The 21,436-nt window shown below is 70.9% G+C and carries 18 protein-coding genes; 5 read left to right on the top strand and 13 right to left on the bottom strand.

Going from position 1 to position 21,436, the window contains the following annotated elements; all coding sequences use genetic code 11:
* Together AC1DYG_RS11080 and AC1DYG_RS11075 are read left to right on the top strand one after the other, a co-directional pair.
* Positions 1-1,895 (top strand): HNH endonuclease signature motif containing protein (locus tag AC1DYG_RS11080; RefSeq protein ID WP_477639904.1); only part of this gene is annotated, 1,895 nt, incomplete at its 5' end.
* 18 nt (positions 1,896-1,913) lie between these two features.
* On the top strand, positions 1,914-2,435 hold the full coding sequence (locus AC1DYG_RS11075) for a type II toxin-antitoxin system PemK/MazF family toxin (protein WP_477639903.1): 522 nt from the start codon (positions 1,914-1,916) through the stop codon (positions 2,433-2,435).
* A gap of 110 nt (positions 2,436-2,545) precedes the next feature.
* On the opposite strand, the gene rpsT is transcribed toward AC1DYG_RS11075, so the two are convergent.
* The 5 genes from rpsT to AC1DYG_RS11050 form a co-directional block, all read right to left on the bottom strand.
* On the bottom strand, positions 2,546-2,806 hold the full coding sequence (rpsT, locus tag AC1DYG_RS11070) for a 30S ribosomal protein S20 (protein WP_477639902.1): 261 nt from the start codon (positions 2,804-2,806) through the stop codon (positions 2,546-2,548).
* Positions 2,807-3,029: 223 nt separating this feature from the next.
* The gene (gene holA / locus AC1DYG_RS11065) at positions 3,030-4,004 is read right to left on the bottom strand and encodes a DNA polymerase III subunit delta (RefSeq protein ID WP_477639901.1); all 975 of its coding nucleotides are present in this window, start codon (positions 4,002-4,004) and stop codon (positions 3,030-3,032) included.
* A 31-nt stretch (positions 4,005-4,035) separates the two neighbouring features.
* A complete protein-coding gene (locus tag AC1DYG_RS11060; RefSeq protein WP_477639900.1) occupies positions 4,036-4,512 on the bottom strand; it encodes an XdhC family protein in 477 nt (158 codons plus the stop codon).
* 46 nt (positions 4,513-4,558) lie between these two features.
* Positions 4,559-6,751, bottom strand: coding sequence for an ATP-dependent DNA helicase (locus AC1DYG_RS11055; RefSeq protein WP_477639899.1), 2,193 nt, complete (start codon positions 6,749-6,751; stop codon positions 4,559-4,561).
* A gap of 67 nt (positions 6,752-6,818) precedes the next feature.
* Positions 6,819-7,049 (bottom strand): hypothetical protein, encoded by a 231-nt coding sequence (locus AC1DYG_RS11050; RefSeq protein WP_477639898.1) that lies wholly within the window; start codon positions 7,047-7,049, stop codon positions 6,819-6,821.
* Positions 7,050-7,204: 155 nt separating this feature from the next.
* On the opposite strand from AC1DYG_RS11050, the gene AC1DYG_RS11045 reads away from it, so the two are divergent.
* Complete coding sequence (locus tag AC1DYG_RS11045; protein WP_477639897.1) at positions 7,205-10,141, top strand: helix-turn-helix transcriptional regulator; 2,937 nt, start codon at positions 7,205-7,207, stop codon at positions 10,139-10,141.
* A gap of 72 nt (positions 10,142-10,213) precedes the next feature.
* Positions 10,214-12,856, top strand: a complete 2,643-nt coding sequence (locus AC1DYG_RS11040) for a DEAD/DEAH box helicase (protein ID WP_477639896.1) — start codon at positions 10,214-10,216, stop codon at positions 12,854-12,856.
* On the opposite strand, the gene AC1DYG_RS11035 is transcribed toward AC1DYG_RS11040, so the two are convergent.
* Entirely contained in the window at positions 12,825-13,256 is a 432-nt protein-coding gene (locus AC1DYG_RS11035) for a GNAT family N-acetyltransferase (protein ID WP_477639895.1), read from the bottom strand. The genes AC1DYG_RS11040 and AC1DYG_RS11035 overlap by 32 nt on opposite strands.
* 59 nt (positions 13,257-13,315) lie before the next feature.
* Positions 13,316-14,767, bottom strand: a complete 1,452-nt coding sequence (gene hflX, locus AC1DYG_RS11030; protein WP_477639894.1) for a GTPase HflX — start codon at positions 14,765-14,767, stop codon at positions 13,316-13,318.
* A 73-nt stretch (positions 14,768-14,840) separates the two neighbouring features.
* Here hflX and AC1DYG_RS11025 point away from each other — a divergent pair, with 73 nt between their 5' ends.
* Positions 14,841-15,458: a class I SAM-dependent methyltransferase gene (locus AC1DYG_RS11025; protein WP_477639893.1), complete on the top strand. Its 618-nt coding sequence runs from the start codon at positions 14,841-14,843 to the stop codon at positions 15,456-15,458.
* Positions 15,459-15,501: 43 nt separating this feature from the next.
* On the opposite strand, the gene dapF is transcribed toward AC1DYG_RS11025, so the two are convergent.
* The 6 genes from dapF to recA all read right to left on the bottom strand — a co-directional run bounded on the left by dapF (position 15,502) and on the right by recA (position 21,245).
* A complete protein-coding gene (gene dapF, locus AC1DYG_RS11020; RefSeq protein WP_477639892.1) occupies positions 15,502-16,365 on the bottom strand; it encodes a diaminopimelate epimerase in 864 nt (287 codons plus the stop codon).
* Positions 16,358-17,290, bottom strand: a complete 933-nt coding sequence (gene miaA, locus AC1DYG_RS11015; protein ID WP_477639922.1) for a tRNA (adenosine(37)-N6)-dimethylallyltransferase MiaA — start codon at positions 17,288-17,290, stop codon at positions 16,358-16,360. The genes dapF and miaA overlap by 8 nt, the downstream gene beginning before the upstream one ends.
* A gap of 22 nt (positions 17,291-17,312) precedes the next feature.
* A complete protein-coding gene (gene def / locus AC1DYG_RS11010) occupies positions 17,313-17,942 on the bottom strand; it encodes a peptide deformylase (protein ID WP_477639891.1) in 630 nt (209 codons plus the stop codon).
* A gap of 55 nt (positions 17,943-17,997) precedes the next feature.
* Positions 17,998-19,518, bottom strand: coding sequence for a tRNA (N6-isopentenyl adenosine(37)-C2)-methylthiotransferase MiaB (miaB, locus tag AC1DYG_RS11005; RefSeq protein ID WP_477639890.1), 1,521 nt, complete (start codon positions 19,516-19,518; stop codon positions 17,998-18,000).
* Between the two features lie 33 nt (positions 19,519-19,551).
* The gene (locus AC1DYG_RS11000; protein WP_477639889.1) at positions 19,552-20,004 is read right to left on the bottom strand and encodes a regulatory protein RecX; all 453 of its coding nucleotides are present in this window, start codon (positions 20,002-20,004) and stop codon (positions 19,552-19,554) included.
* A gap of 179 nt (positions 20,005-20,183) precedes the next feature.
* Positions 20,184-21,245 carry a recombinase RecA gene (recA, locus tag AC1DYG_RS10995; protein WP_477639888.1) on the bottom strand — a complete coding sequence of 354 codons (1,062 nt, stop codon included), beginning with the start codon at positions 21,243-21,245 and terminating at the stop codon, positions 20,184-20,186.
* Positions 21,246-21,436: the final 191 nt, after the last annotated feature.

The raw sequence follows: 21,436 nt of genomic DNA, 5'->3' as shown, positions 1-21,436 counted from the left end.
TGGCGATGGCGCACGTCGCGGCGGTCGAGGACGTCGAGCTGGAGGACGGGACGGTGGCGGAGCAGCACCGCGGCCTGGGGCACCAGCGGTTGGATGCGCCGGCCCTGGTCAGTGACCAGCTGGGGGTCGGCGACGCGGTCGCGAGCAGCCGCCTGTCCGCGGCGGTGGATGTGGTGACCCGGGTGCCGGGGGTGTTCGAGGCGATGGGTGCGGGTCGGCTCGATGAGTACCGCGCCCGGGTCGTGGGTGAGGAGCTGCGGGACKCSCCGGCGCAGGTGTGCGCGCAGGTGGTGGCCAGGATCGCCGGCTCGCTCGGGTCGGAGCCGCCGGCGGTGCTGCGGCGCCGGGTGCGCCGGGCCCTGGCGGCGGTCGACCCGGACCTGCTGCGGGCCAGGGCGGCCCGGGCCCGGTCCGAGCGTGGCCTGCGCCGCTGGCCCGGGGACGAGCCCGGGGTCGACACCTGGATGGGCAGCTTCCCGGTCGAGGCGTCCCGCAGCGGGTGGGCGGTGGTCGACGGGCTGGCCCGTCAGTACGTCCAGGACGGCAGGGCGGCCGGGGTGGAGCAGGCCCGGGCGGATGCGTTGATGGACCTGATCCACGCCCGCGCGACCGGCACSTTCGTCGTCCAGCTSGCCGTCCCYGCCGACCAGCTCACCGAGCCCAYCACGACGGACCAACTCGCCACGACGGACCAGCTCACGGCGACCCCTCGCGAGTCCGTTGGCGAGTCCGTTGGCGACACGGCGCCGACCACGGTCAGCGAGACGGTGGATCCCGACGACGGCGCGGTCAGGGCTGAGCCGGACCTCGTGACCGAGGGAGCACCAGCGATGGAGGCAGTTGCCGCGAGCGCAGCAGCTGCAAGTGACGCCGACGCGCTGGTGACGGTCGCTGGGTTCGGGATGCCGGGCACCGCCCAGGTGCGGCGAGGGTGGTTGACCAGCCTCGGGGACGGCACCGACCCCGACCTCGACACCACGAGCGACACCACGAGCGCCCGCACGAGCGACACCACGAGCGACCCTGCGAGCGACCCTGCGAGCGCCCGCACGAGCGACTCCGTATCGGACAGCGGAGTGACGGTGCGCCACGAAGTGGTCGCCTGCGACACCGAGACCGGTGCCCTGATGGCCGTCGCGACCGACCCTGACATCACCAGCCCAGACAAGCCGGGCCGTCGACCGGTCACCGAGTCGACGGCCTACCGACCACCTGCGGCGCTGATCGACCTGGTCCGGGCCCGCGACGGGCGATGCCGCTTTCCCGGCTGCACCGTCAACGCCCGCTTCTGCGACCTGGACCACGTCCGACCCTGGCCCCTCGGCCCGACCCAGGCAGCGAACCTGATGTGCCTGTGCCGCCGCCACCACCGCATCAAGCAGACCGTCCGGTGGCGGGTCCGCATCGAGCCCGACGCCACCGTCACCTGGACCGACCCCACCGGCAGGGTGCGCACCACCCTGCCCCAGGACTTCCTGCAACTCCGCGACAACGAGCCGGTGCGTCGAGCCAGCATGCCTGCGAACATCAGAGGGCCCAAGCATGCGGGACCCGAGCATGCGGGACCCGGGCATCCGAGACCCGAACGCGCAGGATCCGAAACCGTGACTGCGGCGCCAGTCGATGAACCCGGCGTGCTCTGGTCGGCCTGGGAGGAGGAACTTGCCCACGAGCTGGCCCGGGCGGAACGCCACGCCGACCGACGGCGGGTCGACCCCCGGCGCGCCGAGGAGCTCGCCGCGCCACCTGGGCGAACCGTCGGGCGAGCTGTCGGGCTGAGCGCCGAGCTGAGCGCTGGACTCGATGACTACACGATCGACCCCGCCTTCGCGGCAGCCTGTCCGGGTCGGAGGTTGCGCCGACGGACCAGTGGCGAGGGTGATCCACCGTTCTGAGCGGATAGCGTGACGGCCATGGCATCGGACCCGGCCTCCTGGCGATCACGACTGACCCGGCTCTGGCGACGAGCGTCCACGCCGGCCGGAGATGCACGGACTCCCCGGCCCGGTGCCACGCACGGACGAGGAGCCACGGTCTATCCGGGCGACTTCACCGGCACGCCAACCCTCGACTACGCACCTCGGCCCGATGGCGAGCCGGACCCTGGCGAGATCGTCTGGACCTGGGTGCCGTACGAGGAGGACCACCGTCAGGGCAAGGACCGACCGGTGCTGCTCGTCGGTCGGGACGGCGCGTGGTTATTGGCTCTCATGCTGACCAGCAAGGACCACGACCGTGACCACGAGCAGGAAGCCCGACACGGTCGGCACTGGCAGGACATCGGACCAGGGGCCTGGGACCGTCAGGGCCGTCCCAGCGAGGTCCGCGTGGACCGGATCCTGCGCGTCGATCCCGCAGCGGTGCGTCGCGAGGGCGCGGTACTCGACCGCGAACGGTTCGACCAGGTGGCCGCGGCCGTCCGCGCCGCGAGCTGAGCTCGGCCTGGGCGCCCAGGCTTCGACAGCGTCAACGAGAACAACGCGAAGGGCCSGTCACCCGCAGGTGACCGGCCCTTCGTGAGGTGTGCCGTGGAAGGCGACTCGCGTCAGAGCGAGGCGACCTTCTTCGCCATGGCCGACTTCTTGTTGGCGGCCTGGTTGGCGTGGATGACACCCTTGCTCGCGGCCTTGTCGAGCTTCTTGCTCGCGGTCGCGAGGGCGTCATTCGCCGCAGTGGCGTCGCCGGAGTCGACGGCTGCCTGGAACTTGCGGATCCAGGTCTTGAGCTCGCTCTTGACGGCCTTGTTGCGCTCGGTCGCCGTGCGGTTCGTCTTGATCCGCTTGAGCTGGGACTTGATGTTTGCCACAGGTGTGTCTCTCTTGGTTGGTCGGTGGTTGCCGTTAGAGGGCGGCAGAAGCCTCTCGGGACCAGGCTGGTGGGGCGCCTGTGGTTGAGAGGCTCTGGATGGTGCTGCATGCGCGCACGACCATGCGCGCACGCGATGGGCAAATCTACCAGCGAGGTGCCCACTCCCCCAAAACGTGGGTATGCCGGCTGCTCCAGGCCGCGGTCAGGTCGCCGCGGCGTGCTCAGCGTCCGCTGCGGGCCCGCGTGATCGTGAGCACGGCGCGCTCGACGGCGTAGACCGGGTCGCGACCGCCGCCCTTGACCTCGAAGTCGGCGTTCGCGACTGCCTGGATCGCCTCGGCGAGCCCCTCAGGCCCCCATCCGGACAGCCCGCGGCGGGCCTTGTCCACCTGCCACGGTGCCATGCCGAGGTCGCGCGCCACGTCAGCCGAGCGCCCCCGACCGGCCGCGCCGACCTTGACCAGCTGGCGCAGCTGTTGGGCGAGCACGGCGACGATCGGGACCGGGTCGACACCGGTGGCGATGGCGTGGCGCAGCAGCCGCAGCGCCTCGCCGGCGTTGCCCGCGACAGCCGCGTCGGCCACCTTGAAGCCGGTCGCCTCGACCTTGCCCTCGTGGTACTTGGCGACGAGGTCCTCGTCGATGGTGCCGGTGGTGTCGGCGACGAGCTGCTGGCAGGCGGAGGCGAGCTCGCGCACGTCCTTGCCGATCGCCTCGATCAGGGCGCGGACGGCATCGGGGGTGGCGCGGCGCCCGGCCCGGCGGAACTCGTGCATGGCGAAGTCGGTCTTGTCGCGGTCGGTCTTGATCGCGGGCGCCTCGAGGACCCGCGCCTGCGACTTCTTGAGGAGGTCCAGGACCTTCTTGCCCCGCTGCCCCGACTTGTGGGTCACCACCAGGGTCACGTCGGGGTCGGGTGCGGCGAGGAAGGCGAGCAGATCCTCCTGGAGCTCGTCCGGCGCCTCGTCGAGGTCGTTGACGACGATGCACTTCTCGCCACCGAACAGGGACGGGCTGGCGTGCACGCCGAGCGCGCCGGCCTCGTAGGTCTCGGCCGCGAGCCGGATGACCTCGAGCTCCGGAGCAGAGGCCCGGAGCTCGTCGAGCGTGGTGCTGAGCGCGCGGTCGGCGATGACTGCCTCGGGTCCGCTGATGAGGACGAGAGGGGGAACGGTGCGCGTCGCGGTGGCGGTCACGGGCACAGCCTCCCACGAGCCGGGGACAGCTTCAGCCGCCCGGGCAGTAGGCGTCGCCAGGTGCGAGCTCCGGATGGATCGGCCCCTTCCTGTCGCTCACCGAGCCAGCGGTACGGCGCCCCGCGCGCACTGCGATGACCTCGGCGACGATCGCCACTGCGATCTCTCCCGGGTCGTTGGCGCCGATGTCGAGCCCGATGGGGGCGTGCACGGTCGCCAGCGCCTCCACGGTGACGCCGTTGTCCAGTAACCAGGCGCGCCGGCGTTCCTGGGTGCGACGCGAGCCCATCCCACCGATGTAAGGCGTCCCGGCAGCCAGCCCCGCCCGGATGGCCGGGCCGTCCACACCGTCGTGGTGACTCGTCACCACCAGCGCGTCGATCGATTCGGGGACGGAAGGGTCGTCGGTCGACGTCGTCACCGACCACCCGAGGGGCCTTCCGAGCGCGACGAGCGCTTCGGCCACGGGCCCGTCTCCGACGACGTGCACAATGCAGGGATCCGCCATCCCGCCAGTATCGCCCCTACTCGACAGCGCCCTACTCGAACGCGCCCTACTCGAACGCGAGGGTGGCAGCCCCGGTCGCCTCGAGGCCGAGCCCCTTGAGCCGGGCGGCCACGACGTCGGCCGGCAGCTCGAGGCTCTCGGCCAGCTCGTCGAGCGACAACCCGAGCTCGACTCCGTCGCGCAGCTCCTCGTCGGACTCGGCCGTCCACGCGTGGCCGCCGGTCACGGCGGTGCGCGTCGACTCGGCGGGTGGCGGGGATTCGGCCACGGGTCGGGGATGCTCGGCCACGTCCTCCCCCGTCGCGCCCATCGAGGTGCCGACCAGTGCGCCGGTGATGCCCCGCAGGGCGGGCTCGTGCACCTTCACCGGCGGAGCCGCCGTCTCGTCGAGCCGCCTCAGCGCGGCGAGGACCCGCTCGCGGTCGGTGGTCGGCCAGAACGGGGGCAGCGAACGCTGGAGGAACCCGGCATACCGCGCCGTCATCATGCGGGAGTCGAGGAAGGCGACGACCCCGCGGTCGTCCGCGCGGCGGATGAGCCGCCCAGCGCCCTGCGACAGCCGCAGCGCGGCGTGGGTCGCGGACACGGCCATGAAGCCGTTGCCGCCCATTCGGGCGATGGCCTGCGAGCGAGCCGACGAGAGCGGGTCGTCGGGGCGCGGGAAGGGAATCCGGTCGATGATGACGAGCTGGCAGGCCGAGCCGGGCACGTCCACGCCCTGCCAGAGGGTGAGGGTGCCGAACAGGCAGGTCTGCGGGTCTCGCGCGAACTGTCGCACCAGGGTGGTGATCTGGTCCTCGCCCTGACACAGGAACCCGATCTCGCCCTCCTTGTCGGAGAACCGTTCGCGCATCGCCTCGGTGGCCTCCTTGGCCGCGCGCATCGAGGAGAACAGCCCGAGGGTACGCCCGCCGGCCGCCCGCACCAGCGCCTCGATCTCGTCGAGGGTCTGCTCGCTCAGGCCGTCGCGGCCCGGCGCCGGAAGGTGTTGCGCCACATAGGCGATCGCCTGCTGGGGATAGTCGAAGGGGCTCCCCACGTCGAGTCCACGCCACTCCGGAGCACCGTCGCCGCGCAGTCCCATCGTGCCGGCGACAGCATCGAAAGTCCCGCCCAGTTCGAGCGTCGCCGACGTCATGACGACTGTGCGGTCGCCAAAGACCTTGTCGCGCAACAGCATCGCCACGCTCATGGGCGCGACCCGCAGCACCGAACCGCGTCGCTGGTCACGACTCACCCACACGACATCGAGGTCGCGTTGCTCGAGGACGCGCGAGGAGTTCTCGAACATCTCGTCGATCGCGGCCTGCGCCACCTTGCGTGCGCCGTCGGGCTCGACGCCCTTCTCGGGCTTGAGCTCGGACTGCACCTGTCGCGTCGTGTCCCTCACCCGGGCGAGCGCCAGGGACAGTGCGTCGGGTATGCCGTTGAGCTTGCCTTCCGGGAGCTGGTCGAGGACACCCTGGAGGAAGACGGCCGCGTCGTCGACGGCCTCGGTCGACTCGGCCAGGCGGCCCGCCCGCTTTGCCGCGGCGCTGACCATGCCCGGCGTGATCTCGTCGGTGATCGTGGACGTGACGCGATCGACCAGCTCGTGCGCCTCGTCGACGATGAGCAGGTCGTGCTCGGGCAGCATCTGACGACCCTCGAAGGAGTCGATCGCCATGAACGAGTGGTTGGTGACGATGACGTCGCAGTCCTTGGCCGCGTCGCGCGAGCGCTCGACGAAGCAGTCTGCGAACGCCGGACACTTGCTGCCCATGCACTCGTGGGCGCTGACCGACACCTGTCGCCAGGCCCGTTCGCTCACCCCGGGCACCAGCTCGTCGCGGTCGCCGGACTCGGTCGTGTCGGCCCACTCGCGCAGCCGCACCACCTCTTGGCCCAGACGCGAGGCCGCACGGTCGACCTCGGCAACCTCGAACAGCCCTTCCTCGTCGTCGGGGAAGCCGCCCTCGAGCTTGTGGGCGCACAGGTAGTTGCGGCGGCCCTTGACCAGGCCGTACGTGGGTCGCTTGCCGAGCAGGGGCGCGATCGACTCGGCCAGCCGCGGCATGTCGCGGTCGACGATCTGGGCCTGCAACGCGAGCGTCGCGGTGGCGACGACGGCCGGTTTGCCGGTCTTCTGCGCGTGCATGACCGCGGGGATGAGGTAGGCGAGCGACTTGCCGGTGCCGGTGCCTGCCTGCACGAGGAGGTGCTCGTCCTTGGCCACGGCGTCCTCGACGGCGTGCGCCATCTCGACCTGACCGGGACGCTCGACGTGCCGAATGGCGCCGGGGTCACGGTGGTGGTTCCGGGTCAGGTCACCTCTCGTCCACCCAGGCGGGTGCCGGAACCCCGTTCCCCGTCAGGTTGTCGCACCCGACGAACTGGGTCTCCACGCGCTGGATGGCGCAGAAGTAGGTGGCCGTCTCCTCGATGGGGGCCGGACCGGCGTCCTGGCGGGCCGCGGCCGGGAGGGTGCCGAGTGCGACGAGGAGTGCTGTGGCGGTGACCATGGGGAGGATCCGCCGGATCTGCTGGGTGGTGTTCACGGTGTGCTCCTGGTGCTGAGAGGTGTGTTGTGCTGACCTCTCCACGGTCCGACCGGGAGGCCCTGACCCACATCGGGTGCACCCCCTCAGAAGCGCCGCCGAAACCCCTCAAATATCGGGTGTCGGCCCGCCGGGCACAGGAACACACTGGGGACGTGCCCCCTGCGGACCCGCTCACGAGCGACGGCTTCGTCGGCCGCTCCGGCGAGCTCGACGAGCTCGCCGCGGCCCTGGCATCGGCACGGGCGCGCCAGGGGCGTGCCGTGCTCGTCCTCGGCGATGCGGGGGTCGGGAAAACCAGGCTGGCCCAGCGGGCCTGTGCGCTGAGCCCTGACTTCCTCGTCCTCACCGGCGCCTGCCTGCCGCTGTCCTCCCTGAGCGTCCCGTTGCTGCCCCTGCGCGCCGCCGTGGCCGGGCTGCCGGCGGAGCAGCGGCCGGCTCTGCGGCGCGCTGCCGGGGTCGAGGCCGCGGACGAGTTCGACCAGTGGCTCGAGGACCGCTGCGCTCAAGGTCCCGTCGCCCTGGTGGTCGACGACCTGCAATGGTCGGACCCGGCCACCCTCGACGTGCTGATGTGGGTCCTCGCTGGACTCACCACCCGCAGCCTCGCGGTCCTGATGACGGTCCGCCGCGGGGAGGTGGGGCCGGGTCATCCGCTGCAGCGCTGGCTGGCCGACGTACGACGCCTGCCGGGTTTCGTCGAGATGACCTTGGGGCCGCTCGACCTCGACGAGACCCGTGACCAGCTGACCGGCGTGCTGGGCGACGTCCCGCACGACGCCCTCGTGCGAGACGTCTACGCCCGCACGGGTGGCAACTCGTACCTCAACCGACTGCTCGTCCATGGCCTGGCCCCTACGGAGACGGCGCTGGGGCCGGGCCTTCCGGAGGATCTGTCCTCGGCGGTGCTCCGGGCGTGGCACCGGCTGGACACCCCCGCCCGCGACCTCGCACGGGTCCTGGCCGTGTACGGGCGGGTTGCGCGTGGGAGCGCACTGGACCGCATTGCGGGGCTCGCCGGTGTGACCGACCTCCGCTCGGCACTGCGGAACTGCCTGGACGGGAACCTGCTCGAAGCCGACGGGAGCGGCGGCTACTGGTTCCACCACCCCCTCCAGGCGGAAGCCTTGGCAGGCAGTCTTGGCCGACTGGATCGGGAGCACCTCCACGCGGCCTTCGCCGAAGCCCTCGAGCACGAGCTTGGCTCGGGGTCCTCGGGGTCCTCGGGCCCCTCAGGGTCCTCGGAAACCTCGACCTCCCCGTCACCCGCAGACCAGTCGACGCTCGAAACCCTCAGCCTGATCGCCGACCACCACCACCAGGCAGGCCACACCCGGGAGTCATACGCCGTGGGTCTGCGCGCCGCCGACCTGGCTCAGCGCATCGGCGCGACGACCATGCAGGTCAGGCTGCTGAGGCGCGCGCTCGAGGTCAAGGAGCAGCTCGACGTCAGTGCACCCGAGCCGGCCACCGCCCTGTGGGAGCGACTGCGGCGGGCGGCCGAGGCCGTCGGCGACTTCGAGGAGGAGCTCCGGGCAGTCGAGGCCCTCCTGGGCGGGCTCGACGACATCCGGGAACCGCTCGCCGTGGCCGAGCTCCTGGTGCGCCGCCAGCACCTGCGCTTCCTGACCGGCCGGGGGTTCCTCGACTCCGCCGAGATGCGGCGAGCCGTGGAGCTCGCCCGGCGCCAGCCCGAGTCCTGGCAGCACGCCTTTGCCCTCGCCGAGCTGGCCCACGCCTCACTGTGGCAGGACGATCCGGCGTCCGCAGAGCTCGGGGCAGCCGCACTGGATTGCGCCAGGGCCTGCGGCCACCCCCGCGCCCTGACCTTTGCCCTGACAGCGAACGCGATGCTGGCGGTGCACGAAGATCGTCCGGACGATGGGCAGCGCCTGGGGCGCGAGGCCGTGGCGGCGGCTGTCGAGGCCCGGGACGGGTTTGCGTTCGTGCACGCGACGCTGTGGGAGGCGAACTCCGTCGAGGCACCGATCAGCCCCGAGTGGATTGCCGTGGTCGGTCGGCGGAGGGCCGAGCTCACCGAGCTCGGCCTGCCACACCCGGTAACAGCCTGGCTGGCGTGCAACGAGGCGTTCGGCCACCTCCACGCCGGCAACCTGGAGGCCTGCTCACAGCTGCTCAGGGTGGCCCTGGGATCCACGCCGGGAACGCTCGCCGACGTCCAGACCCGGTTGAGTGCCGCGTGGATGGCAGCCATCCAGGGCCGCACGCACGAGGCGGAGGGCCACCTGGCCCGCGCGAACGAGCTCTTTGCCGAGACGTCGACCTTCCTCGCGTTCGAGTTCGACGCCGTCCGGGCACTGGTGCTGCTCTGCGGCGGGCATCTCCGGGCCGCCGTCAACGCGGCGCTGACGGGGACAGCCGATCCGGGCGCACCCTCCACCATGTGCGAGTGGCTGCTACCCCTTGCCGCACGGGCCCTCGCCGACCTCGCGCAGGAGGCACGCGATGCGGGTGGCGACCCCGCGGGCTGCCTCGACGAGCTCGATGCCCTCACGGCCAGGTTTCCGGACATCCTCGCCGAACTTGGCGGGATGAGTCCCTTCTACGTGCGCCAGCAGACCGGTCTCGGGGCGATGTACCACGCCGAGGTCGCCCGAGCGCGTCGCGCCCCTGACGAGCACCTCCTGTGGGCGGAGGCGTCAACGGCGTTGCGCGAGATCCTGCCTTGGGAGGCGTGCTACTCGCTGTGGCGGCTCGCAGGGGCGCTGCTGGTCGCGGGACCCGGGAACCGCGACGAGGGTGTCGACGCCCTGCGACGCTCGTATGCCTTGGCACGAACGCTCGGCGCCCAACCCCTCGTGGACGAGCTCGAGGCGCTCGCCCGGGGCACCCACGTCCGGCTCGCCGACCCGGCCACCAGCGCCCCGGCGGCCGCGGACGCACACAAGGTGGGCCTCACCGCGCGTGAGACCGAGATCCTCGGACACATCGTGGCCGGTCGCACCTACGGCCAGATCGCCAGGTCTCTCGTGGTCAGTGAGAAGACCGTCAGCTCGCACGTCAGCCACCTCCTCGCCAAGACGGGGTGCGCGAACCGCGTCGACCTCGCGCGCTGGGCCACGCGGAGGTAAACCAACGGCATACCGCTGGGCCTGGGGCGGCACTGGCCGCGGACGGGACCACGCCCTGCGAGGATGGCGGGGATGACTGTTGACCACGCGAGCCCCGAGGCCGCGAGCCCGCCACTGCTCACCGACCTCCTGCCGACCGGTCTCGCGGAGCCGGACGACGTGTATGCCGCGTTCGAGGGTTGGGCGCGGGACCGCGGGCTGCCGCTGTACCCCCACCAGGACGAGGCGCTGCTGGCCGTGCTGGCCGGGGAGAACGTCGTCCTCTCCACCCCGACGGGTTCCGGGAAGTCACTGGTCGCCACGGGCGCGCACCTGGCCGCGCTGGCCACCGACAGGGTCAGCTTCTACACCGCCCCCATCAAGGCGCTGGTGAGCGAGAAGTTCTTTGCGCTGTGCGAGCTCTTCGGCGCGTCCGAGGTCGGCATGCTGACCGGTGACGCCTCCGTGAACCCCGACGCCCCGATCATCTGCTGCACCGCCGAGATCCTGGCCAACATCGCGCTGCGTGAGGGCGCCGACGCCGATGTGGGCCTGGTGATCATGGACGAGTTCCACTTCTATGCCGAGCCCGACCGGGGCTGGGCCTGGCAGGTGCCGCTGCTCGAGCTGCCCCAGGCGCAGTTCGTCCTGATGTCGGCGACCCTGGGCGACCTCACCGACCTCGCCGCGGACCTGAGCAGCCGAAACGGCCGACCGACGACCATGGTCACGGGAACCGAACGGCCAGTGCCCCTGAGCTTCACGTGGGCGCTGACCCCCCTCGCCGAGACGATCGAGGAGCTGCTCACCACGCACCAGTCGCCCGTCTACGTCGTGCACTTCACCCAGGCGGCGGCGCTCGAGCAGGCCCAGGCGCTGCTGTCCCTCAAGGGAACCGTGAAGGCGGACAAGGCCGCGATCGCCGAGCGCATCGGCGGGTTCCGGTTCACCGCCGGCTTCGGACGGACGCTGTCCAAGCTGGTCCGCTCCGGCATCGGGGTGCACCACGCGGGGATGCTGCCGCGCTACCGGCGACTGGTCGAGCAGCTCGCCCAGGACGGGCTGCTCAAGGTCATCTGCGGGACCGACACCCTCGGGGTCGGCATCAACGTGCCGATCCGCACCGTCCTGTTCACCGGGCTGGTCAAGTTCGACGGGTCGCGGCAACGGGTCCTCAAGGCGCGCGAGTTCCACCAGATCGCGGGACGGGCGGGGCGCGCCGGGTTCGACACCAGCGGTTCGGTGGTCGTCCAGGCCCCCGAGCACGTCATCGACAACGCGCGGGCGATCGCCAAGGCCGGCGACGACCCCAAGAAGCTCAAGAAGGTCCAGCGTCGCAAGCCCGCCGACGGTGAGGTGTCGTGGACTGAGCAGACCTACGACAAGCTCGTCGCCGCCGAACCGGAACCGCTGGTCTCCCGCATGCGGGTGGACCACTCGATGATCCTCAACGTCGTCCAGCGGCCGGGCGACCCGGTGCGTGCCCTCAGCCACCTCCTGCGCAACAACCACGAGACCCCCCGCGGGCAGGCCAAGCTGTCCCGTCGTGCCATCACGCTGGGCAAGAGCCTGCTCGACACCGGGGTGCTCCGTCGCATCTCGCCACCGGACCCCGACGGCCGCACCATCGAGGTGCGCGGCGAGCTGCAGCACGACTTCGCCCTCAACCAGCCGTTGGCACCACTGGCCCTCGCCGCCCTCGACGTGCTCGACCCGCAGTCCCCCACCTACGCCCTCGACGTCGTCTCGGTCATCGAGGCGATCCTCGACGATCCCCGTCAGGTCCTGATGGCCCAGCAGTTCAAGGCCCGCGGCGAGGCGGTGGGTGAGATGAAGGCGGACGGCATCGAGTACGACGAGCGGATGGCCCTGCTCGAGGACGTGACGTGGCCGCGACCCCTCGCCGACCTGCTCGAGGCGACGTTCGAGATCTTCCGGCAGAGCCACCCGTGGGTGTCCGAATCGGCGCTGTCACCCAAGTCGGTGGTTCGCGACATGTACGAGCGCGCCATGACCTTCACCGAGTTCGTCTCGACCTACCAGCTGGCCCGGTCCGAGGGTCTGGTCCTGCGCTACCTCACCGATGCCTACCGAACCCTACGCCAGACAGTCCCTGACGCGCACCACAGCGAGCAGTTCGACGACCTCTTCGAGTGGCTCGGCGAGACGGTGCGCCAGACCGACTCCTCGCTCCTCGACGAGTGGGAGGCCCTGACCGACCCCGACGCCAACGAACGCCTGGAGGAGCTCGAAGGACTGGCAGCACACGGCGGCACCCGCCCCACGCGCCCGATCACGTCGAACGAGCGGGCCTTCCGGGTGATGGTCCGCAACGCCATGTTCCGTCGCGTCGAGCTCGCCAGCCGGGACCGGTTCGGCGACCTCGCGGCGCTGGACGCCTCTCAGGCCGCCCTTCCCGAGCCGCCGCGGAACACCCTGATGGACGGCGCAGCGTGGGACGAGGCCCTCGGCGACTACTACGCCGACCACGACACGATCGGCACCGACGCCGAGGCCCGCGGACCCCACCTGCTGACCATCACCCCATCGCAGGGCCCCCCGCCGGGCGCGGTGGAACCCGACACCGAGCACCGGCTCTGGCAGGCACGCCAGACCCTCCACGACCCCGAGGGCGACCACGACTGGGTGATCGAGGCGGTGGTCGACCTCGACGCGTCTGACGAGGCCGGCGAACCGGTCGTCCTCACGACGGCGATGCGACGTCTCGGGTCATGAACACGCTGAAGTCGTCCCTGACGTAGGGCCCGAACGGGCCACACAGGGTGAAGCCGTACGCGGCATACAGGGTCCGCGCGGGCGCGAACTGCTCGGGTGAGCCGGTCTCGAGACTCAGCCTGGTGTACCCGCGCCGCCCGGCCTCGGCCACGACGTGGTCGAGCAGGCTCGCGGCCACGCCGCGGCGACGGTGTGCCGGTGCGGTGCGCATCGACTTGAGCTCCCCGTGGGTGGGGTCGAGCTCGCGCAGGGCGGCGCAGCCCAGCACCTCGTCACCGTCCCACAGGCTCCAGAAGCTCAGGTCAGGCGTCCGCAACCGGTCGAGGTCGAGGGTGTGCACGCTCTCGGGAGGCGAGTAGCGGCGCATCTCCTCGACGTGCTCGGCCAGCAGGGCCGCCACCTGGGGTGTGTCCAGGCCGCCCGGTCTGATCTCCGTCGCGGGTGGCGGAGGCAGCCCGCTCAGGCCGCGAACCCCGCGAGCTCGCTGGCGAGCTCGGGGTGCACGCGCGCCTTGAGCAGGGTGCCGCTGCCGGTGTGTTCGCTGGAGAGCACCTCGGCCTCCTGGTGGAGGCGGCTGACGAGGTCGCCGCGGTCGTACGGCACGAGCACCTCGACGTCGATCGTGGGTCGCGGGAGCTCGTCGGCGATCAGGGCACGCAGCTCGTCCAGCCCGGCGCCCGTGCGCGCCGACACGACGATGGAGTGCTTCTCGTGACGCTGGATCCGGTCGAGCACCTCCGGGTCGGCCGCGTCGGCCTTGTTGATGACGATGACCTCGCGGACGTTGGCGGCCTCGACGTCGGCCAGGACCGCGCGGACGGCACTGATCTGTCCCTCGGGGTCGGGGTGCGAGCCGTCGACGACGTGCAGCAGCAGGTCGGCGTCGGCCACCTCCTCGAGCGTGGAGCGGAAGGCCTCGACCAGCTGGGTGGGGAGCTGGCGGACGAAACCGACCGTGTCGGCGAGCGTATAGAGCCGACCGTCCTCGGTCTCGGCGCGACGGACGGTCGGGTCGAGCGTGGCGAACAGCTGGTTCTCGACCAGGACGCCGGCGCCGGTGAGTCGGTTCAGCAGCGAGGACTTGCCGGCGTTGGTGTAGCCGGCGATCGCGACGCTCGGCACCTCATGGGTCTTGCGACTGAGGCGGCGCGTGTCGCGGCTGGTCTTCATCTCCTTGATCTCGCGGCGGAGCTTGGCCATCCGGGTGTTGATGCGGCGCCGGTCGAGCTCGATCTTGGTCTCACCGGGACCACGGGACCCCATGCCCTGGCCACCGGCAGCCTGGCCACCGGCCTGCCGCGACATCGACTCACCCCAGCCACGCAGCCGCGGCAGGAGGTACTGCAGCTGGGCCAGCTCGACCTGCGCCTTGCCCTCCTTGGACTTCGCGTGCTGGGCGAAGATGTCAAGGATCAGCGCGGTCCGGTCGATGACCTTGACCTTGACCACGTCCTCGAGCGCACGCCGCTGGCTGGGCGTGAGCTCGGTGTCGCAGATGACCGTGTCGGCGCCCTCGGCGATGACGATGTCACGCAGCTCGATGGCCTTGCCCGAGCCGAGGTAGGTGCCGGTGTCCGGCTTGGCGCGGCGCTGGACGAGCCCGGCGAGCACGGTCGAACCCGCGGTCTCGGCCAGTGCGGCGAGCTCGCGCATCGAGTTGTCGGCGTCCTCGGCGGTGCCCTCGGTCCAGACCGCCGCGAGGACCACCCGCTCGAGCCGCAGCTGGCGGTACTCGACCTCGGTGATGTCCTCGAGCTCGGTGGACAGCCCCGCGACACGGCGCAGGGCAGCGCGGTCCTCGCGGTCGTACTGGTCGCCGTCGTAGCCGGCCCCGTCGCTGTCGAGGAATCCGTCCTCGGTCGCCAGCGCGGTGGCCTTCAGGTCAAAGATGTCTGATCGCTTCAGTGTCATGTCCCCTCAAGAATCTCACCTTTTCAACCGCCGCAGCGACCGCTTTATGTCCTGCCGTCTACCGTTGGGCCCGATGAGCACGCAAGACCACTACTTCACGGCCGCACCGGCGAGCCCCGCCCAGCAGCGCACCATCACGGTGCGACTGGCCGGGCAGACCGTCGACGTGCGCTCCGCAGCGGGCATCTTCAGCCCCGGCGGTGTGGACCAGGGCACCGCTGTCCTGCTGCGGCACGCCCCGGCCCCGCCCCCTGAGGGGGCCCTGCTCGACCTCGGCTGCGGCTGGGGCCCGATCGCCCTCACCCTGGCGCTCCGCTCGCCACAGGCGACCGTGTATGCCGTGGACGTGAACGAGCGTGCGCTGGACCTGCTGCGCACCACGGCGGCGTCGCTGGGGCTGGACCGGGTGCACGCGAGCCAGCCGGACGGCATACCGGAGGGAGTGCGGTTCGACGCGATCTGGTCGAACCCCCCGATCCGGGTCGGCAAGGCGGTGCTCCACGACCTCATGCTCACCTGGTTGCCGCGTCTGGCGCCCGGTGGCGCGGCCCACCTCGTCGTGCAGAAGAACCTCGGGTCGGACTCGTTGCAGCGCTGGCTTGCCGAACAGCTGGATCCGCAGGAGTTCGCTGTGTCCCGGTTCACGTCGGACAGGGGCTTTCGGATCCTGGAAGTCCGTCGCGCTCCCTAGGACGCGTCCGCGCGGCCAACCGCCCGAAGGGTCCAGCCGCTGCTCAGACGAGGTCGGTGGTGCCGTCTGCGACGAGGGCCGCGGGTCCGGCCAGTTCGACCTCGTGGTCGGGCAGCGCGCGCACCCTGAGTCGGCCACCGGGGACGTCCACGGTCCACGTTTCCGTGACGTCGCCCGCCCAGAAGCGGGTGGCCAGAGCCGCTGCTGCTGCGCCGGTGCCACACGACCGGGTCTCCCCCACGCCACGCTCGTGCACCCGCATGCGGATGTGTCCGACGCCCATGGGCCGGACGAACTCGATGTTGGTGCCGTGGGGAGGAAGTGGGTTCACCAGCGGAAGTCGGTGCAGGTCAAGGGAATCCAGGTCGATCCGCTCCGGCAGCGCCACCACGGTGTGGGGGTTGCCGAGGTCCAGGCTGAGTGCCGACAGCGGTTCGTGGCCGTCCAGGTGGACCAGCGCGTCGAAACCCTCCTCGTCGGCGATGACCTGCTGGGCCAGTCGCCACGGTCCGAGGTTGACCGCGATGAGGTCGGGCGACTCGAACCGCACCAGCTTGGTGCCGGCCCTGGTCGCGATGGCGAACTCGTCCGCCGTCTCGAGGCCCTCTCGGCGCAGGTAGGCCGCGAAGACGCGCGTGCCGTTGCCGCACATCTCGGCGACGCTGCCATCGGCGTTGCGGTAGTCCATGAACCACCGGGCTGCGTGGGCCTGGGCCAGGATGCCGCCTTCGGTGGCCAACGCCGTCGGAACGACCCGGATGACGCCGTCACCACCGATGCCGGCGCGGCGGTCGGCCAGCCGGGCCGCCTGCTGCGCGGTCAGGTCGCGGACGCCCTCCAGGTCGGGCACGAGCACGAAGTCGTTCTCGGTCCCGTGGCCCTTGGTGAAGGAGGTCTGGTCAGCCATGCGCCCCATTGTCCCTGATCGCCGCACGGACCAGCGCAACTGCCTGTCCGGTCACGTCCGGGGCGAGCGCGTCGAGCCAGGTGATGCGCGGGTCGGGGTTGAACCACGACTCCTGACGGCGGGCGAAACGCCGCGTCAGCGCGGTGGTCTGCTCCTGGGCCTGCGCGGTGGTGAGGATGCCGTCGAGCTCAGCCAGGGCCTGCGCGTAGCCCAGCGCCCGCGAGGCAGTCCGGCCCTCGCGCAACCCCACGGACTCGAGGTGGCGCACCTCCCTGAGCAGCCCCTGCTCCCACATGCCACGCACCCGGGCGGCGATCCGCTCGTCGAGGCGGGCGCGCGGCACGCGCAACCCGACCACGACGGTCGGCTGCACGTAGGTCCGGGTGGGCATCGTCGCCGAGAACGGTCGCCCGGTCAGCTCGATGACCTCGAGGGCGCGCACGATGCGGCGCACGTTGCCAGGCTCCATCGCCTGTGCCGCAACGGGATCCAGCGCTTCGAGGCGTGCATGGCTCGCGGCCGCACCGACTGCGTCGGCCTCGGCTTCGAGTCTCGCACGCACGGCGGCGTCGGTCGGCGGGATGTCGAGGACGTCGAGGGCGGCTCGGACATAGAGTCCCGACCCGCCTGCCAGCACCGGGTGGTGACCACGCTCCTGGATGGCGGCGATGTCGGCTCGCGCCGCCATCTGGTAAGCGGCGACGCTCGCCTCCTGCGTCACCTCCAGCACGTCGAGCTGGTGGTGGGGTATGCCGCGTCGCTCGGCGAGCGGGACCTTGGCCGTCCCGATGTCCATGCCGCGGTAGAGCTGGCTGGCATCGGCACTGACCACCTCACCCCCGAGGGCTTCGGCCAGGTCGAGGGCGAGGTCGGACTTGCCCGACGCGGTGGGCCCGACGACGCCGACCACCAGGGGCGTCGTCATCGGCTCACAGGTCGTGCTCGGGTCACAGGTCGTGCTCGTGGTCGTGCCAGTGCTCGCTGTCGGGATCGTCGTGGTCATGGTCGTGGCCGAACGGGTCGGGATCGACACCGGGATGCCAGGCGAACCCGGGTTTGCCCCACCCCTGCTTCTTGACCGCCTTGCGCGCCTTCTTGCCCCACCGCTCGCCCAGCCGGTCGACGTAGAGGAAACCGTTGAGGTGGTCGTACTCGTGTTGCATGCAGCGGGCGAACCAGCCGGTGGCCTCGAAGGAGAGCTCCCCACCGTCGACGTCGAAACCGGTCACCGTCGCCGCCTCCCCGCGCTTGAGCGGAAAGCTCTCCCCCGGCACCGACAGGCACCCCTCGGCCTCGTCGTGGGGGTCCGGCTCATCGAGTGAGGCCTTGGTCGAGGTGACGTACGGGTTGACGATGGCCCCCCGCGGGGGGACGCCGTCCTCGTTGTCCATCTGCCAGGTGAAGACGCGTAGGCCGACGCCGATCTGGGGAGCGGCCAGGCCAACTCCGTGGGCGGCATCCATGGTGTCGAACATGTCAGCGACGAGCGTGCGCAGGTCGTCGTCGAACGTCGCCACGGGTTCGGCCCGGCGGTGGAGCACGGGCTCACCGGTGATGACGATGGGGCGGACGGTCATGGCCGGAAGTCTTCCAGACGTCGCTGGTCGCACCCGATTCCGGGTGTCGTAGTGGTCAGCCGCACGACGCCGCCGGGACAGGGGCCGGCCGGCCCACGCCCGGCATACCCAGGGACACCCGCGGCTTGCCCGGGACCGGCGCGTCCTGCAGGGCTGCCCACGCGTCGCCGCCCGCGGTGCGCCGCACGGAGTAGGCACCGCCCTCCAGGGCCGCGTCGGCCACGAGGTGGTGCGGCGCGCCGTAGGTGACGCCGACGGTGACCATGTCGCCCGGGCGAGGGCGCTCGGCGCCATCAGGGACGGCAAAGTGGACCAGCCGGTTGTCACGAGCGCGCCCCGAGAGGCGGTGCGTGGCAGTGTCCTTGCGACCTTCGCCGGTGGCGACGAGGACTTCGACGTCCCGGCCCTCGACGGTGCGGTTCTCAGCCCAGGAGATCTCCTCCTGTGCGGCGATGAGCCGCTCGTACCGCTCCTGGACCACGGCCTTCGGCACCTGGTCCGCCATCGTCGCGGCCGGCGTGCCCGCCCGGATCGAGTACTGGAAGGTGAACGCGCTGGCGAACCGGGACTCGCGCACCACGCGCAAGGTCTCCTCGAAGTCCGCCTCGGTCTCGCCCGGGAAACCCACGATGATGTCGGTCGTGATCGCGGCGTCGGGGATCTGGGCACGTACCCGGTCGATGATGCCGAGGAACTTCTCGCTGCGGTAGGACCGCCGCATCTGCTTCAGGACGCGGTCCGACCCCGACTGCAACGGCATGTGCAGGCTCGGCATGACGTTGGGGGTCTGAGCCATCGCTGCGATGACGTCGTCGGTGAAGGCCGCCGGATGCGGGCTGGTGAAGCGCACCCGCTCCAGCCCGTCGATGTCGCCGCAGGCGCGTAGCAGCTTGCCGAACGCGTACCGGTCGCCGAACTCGACGCCGTAGGTGTTGACGTTCTGCCCCAGCAGGGTGATCTCGACGACGCCCTGCTCGACCAGGGCCTGGACCTCGGCGAGCACGTCACCCGGGCGACGGTCGGCCTCCTTGCCGCGCAGGCTGGGGACGATGCAGAACGTGCAGGTGTTGTTGCAGCCCACCGAGATCGACACCCATCCGGCGTAGGCCGAGTCGCGCCGGGTGGGGAGCGTGCTGGGGAACACCTCGAGGCTCTCGAGGATCTCGACCTCGGCACGCTTGTTGTGGCGGGCTCGGTCGAGCAGGGCAGGCAGGCTGCCGATGTTGTTGGTACCGAACACGACGTCGACCCACGGAGCCCGCTGCACGATGGTGGAGCGGTCTTTCTGCGCCATGCAGCCGCCGACCGCGATCTGCATGTCGGGGTTCCTCGTCTTGGCGGGACGCAGCTGGCCGAGGTTGCCGTAGAGCTTGTTGTCGGCGTTCTCACGCACCGCACAGGTGTTGAAGACGACGACGTCGGCCGCCTCGGGCCGCGCGGTCGCGGGCAGGCTGTTGACGTCGACATAGCCCGCGGTCTCGAGCAGGCCGGCGAGCCGCTCCGAGTCGTGCACGTTCATCTGGCAGCCGTGCGTGCGGACGTCGTAGGTCTTGGGTGAAGTCGTGGTGGTACTCATCGCACGCCAAGGGTACGTGGTGAACGCGCCGGCTCAGTCGCGTTGGTGCTCGGGCGCGGCGGCAACCGCCTCGCGAATGACCGCCATCGCGAGGTCAGCGGGATAGCCCTTGCGGGCCAGCATCCCGGCCAGTCGCCGCTTCTGGACAACGGGTTCCAGCCCGTGCATCGACCTGAGCCGCTTGGCCACGAGCTGGGCGGCACGATCCCGCTCGTCCTCGGGGTTGATCGACTCGAGGGTCGCCCTGGCCGTCTCGTCGTCGACGCCCTTGGTCCGCAGCTCGCGGGCCAGCGCGCGCCGGGCCAGCCCGCGACCGGTTTGTTGGGACCGGACGAGCATCCCCGCGTAGGCCTCGTCGTCGACCAGCCCGACCGAGGCCATCCGGTCGAGCACCGCCTCCGCGACGTCGTCGGGGCAGTTGCGCTGGCGCAGCTTGTCCCGCAGCTGTTGGCGACTCTTGGGCGAGAGCGCGAGCTGTCTCAGCACGATCTGGCGCGCGACGTCATAGGCGTCCGGTTCGGGGGGGGGTGGGGGGGGGGGGGGGGCCGGCGCGGCCGGGGCCGCCTCAAGGGCGGCCCTGGCCGCGTCGTGTCGCTCAGTCATTGCAGATCAGTCATTGCAGATCAGTCATTGCTCGCTCAGTGGTGGGTCGCTCGAGCCGTGGCTCAGAACTCGACCGGCACCTCGGGGACCGCGTCGGCCGGCTTGTCGACCTGCGGACCGATCCCGAGCTTTTCCTTGATCTTCTTCTCGATCTCGTTGCCGAGATCGGGGTTGTCCTTGAGGAACTGACGCGCGTTCTCCTTGCCCTGTCCGAGCTGGTCACCCTCGTAGGTGTACCAAGCTCCGGCCTTGCGGACGAAGCCCTGCTCGACGCCCATGTCGATGAGCCCACCCTCGCGGGAGATGCCCTGGCCGTAGAGGATGTCGAACTCGGCCTGCTTGAACGGCGGCGCCACCTTGTTCTTGACGACCTTGACCCGGGTGCGGTTGCCGACCGGGTCGCTGCCGTCCTTGAGGGTCTCGATGCGACGCACGTCCAGGCGCACCGAGGCGTAGAACTTCAGCGCCTTGCCACCCGTCGTCGTCTCGGGCGAGCCGAACATGACGCCGATCTTCTCGCGCAGCTGGTTGATGAAGATGGCCGTCGTGCCGGTGTTGTTGAGGGCACCGGTGAGCTTGCGCAGGGCCTGGGACATCAGCCGGGCCTGCAGGCCGACGTGGCTGTCACCCATCTCACCCTCGATCTCGGCACGTGGCACGAGCGCGGCGACGGAGTCGATGACGATGATGTCGATGGCGCCCGAGCGGATCAGCATGTCGGCGATCTCGAGCGCCTGCTCCCCCGTGTCGGGCTGGCTGACCAGGAGTGCGTCGGTGTCGACCCCGAGCTTCTTTGCGTAGTCAGGGTCGAGGGCGTGCTCGGCGTCGATGAACGCCGCGATACCGCCAGCCTTCTGCGCACTGGCCACCGCGTGCAGCGCGACCGTCGTCTTACCCGAGGACTCCGGGCCGTAGATCTCCACGACGCGGCCGCGGGGGAGGCCACCGATGCCGAGCGCGACATCGAGCGCGATCGACCCGGTGGGGATCACGTCGATCGGGGGGCGGACGTCGTCGCCGAGGCGCATGACCGCGCCCTTGCCGAACGACTTCTCGATCTGCCCCATCACGCTGTCGAGGGACTTTGTCTTCTGGTCCACAGTGGGAGTGTTCGCTCCAGCCATTCTGGCCACCGTTCCTTCTTTCGCTTCGAGTCGGGCGCGCCTGCCTTCGACCCTCGGGCAGCTGATCTGCTTGTCGGGTCAGACGCTAGGTGTCGGCACCGACAGCCGCCCGGGACGCTCTCGCGGCCTGTGGACGGGGGTTCTGTCGCGGTTCCACCTGTGGACGAACATACCGAACACCTGTTCGAAAT

This window comes from Pedococcus sp. P1_H8, assembly GCF_056405175.1.
Note: the sequence above shows the minus strand (reverse complement) of the source record. Positions and strands in the feature narration are given on the sequence as shown.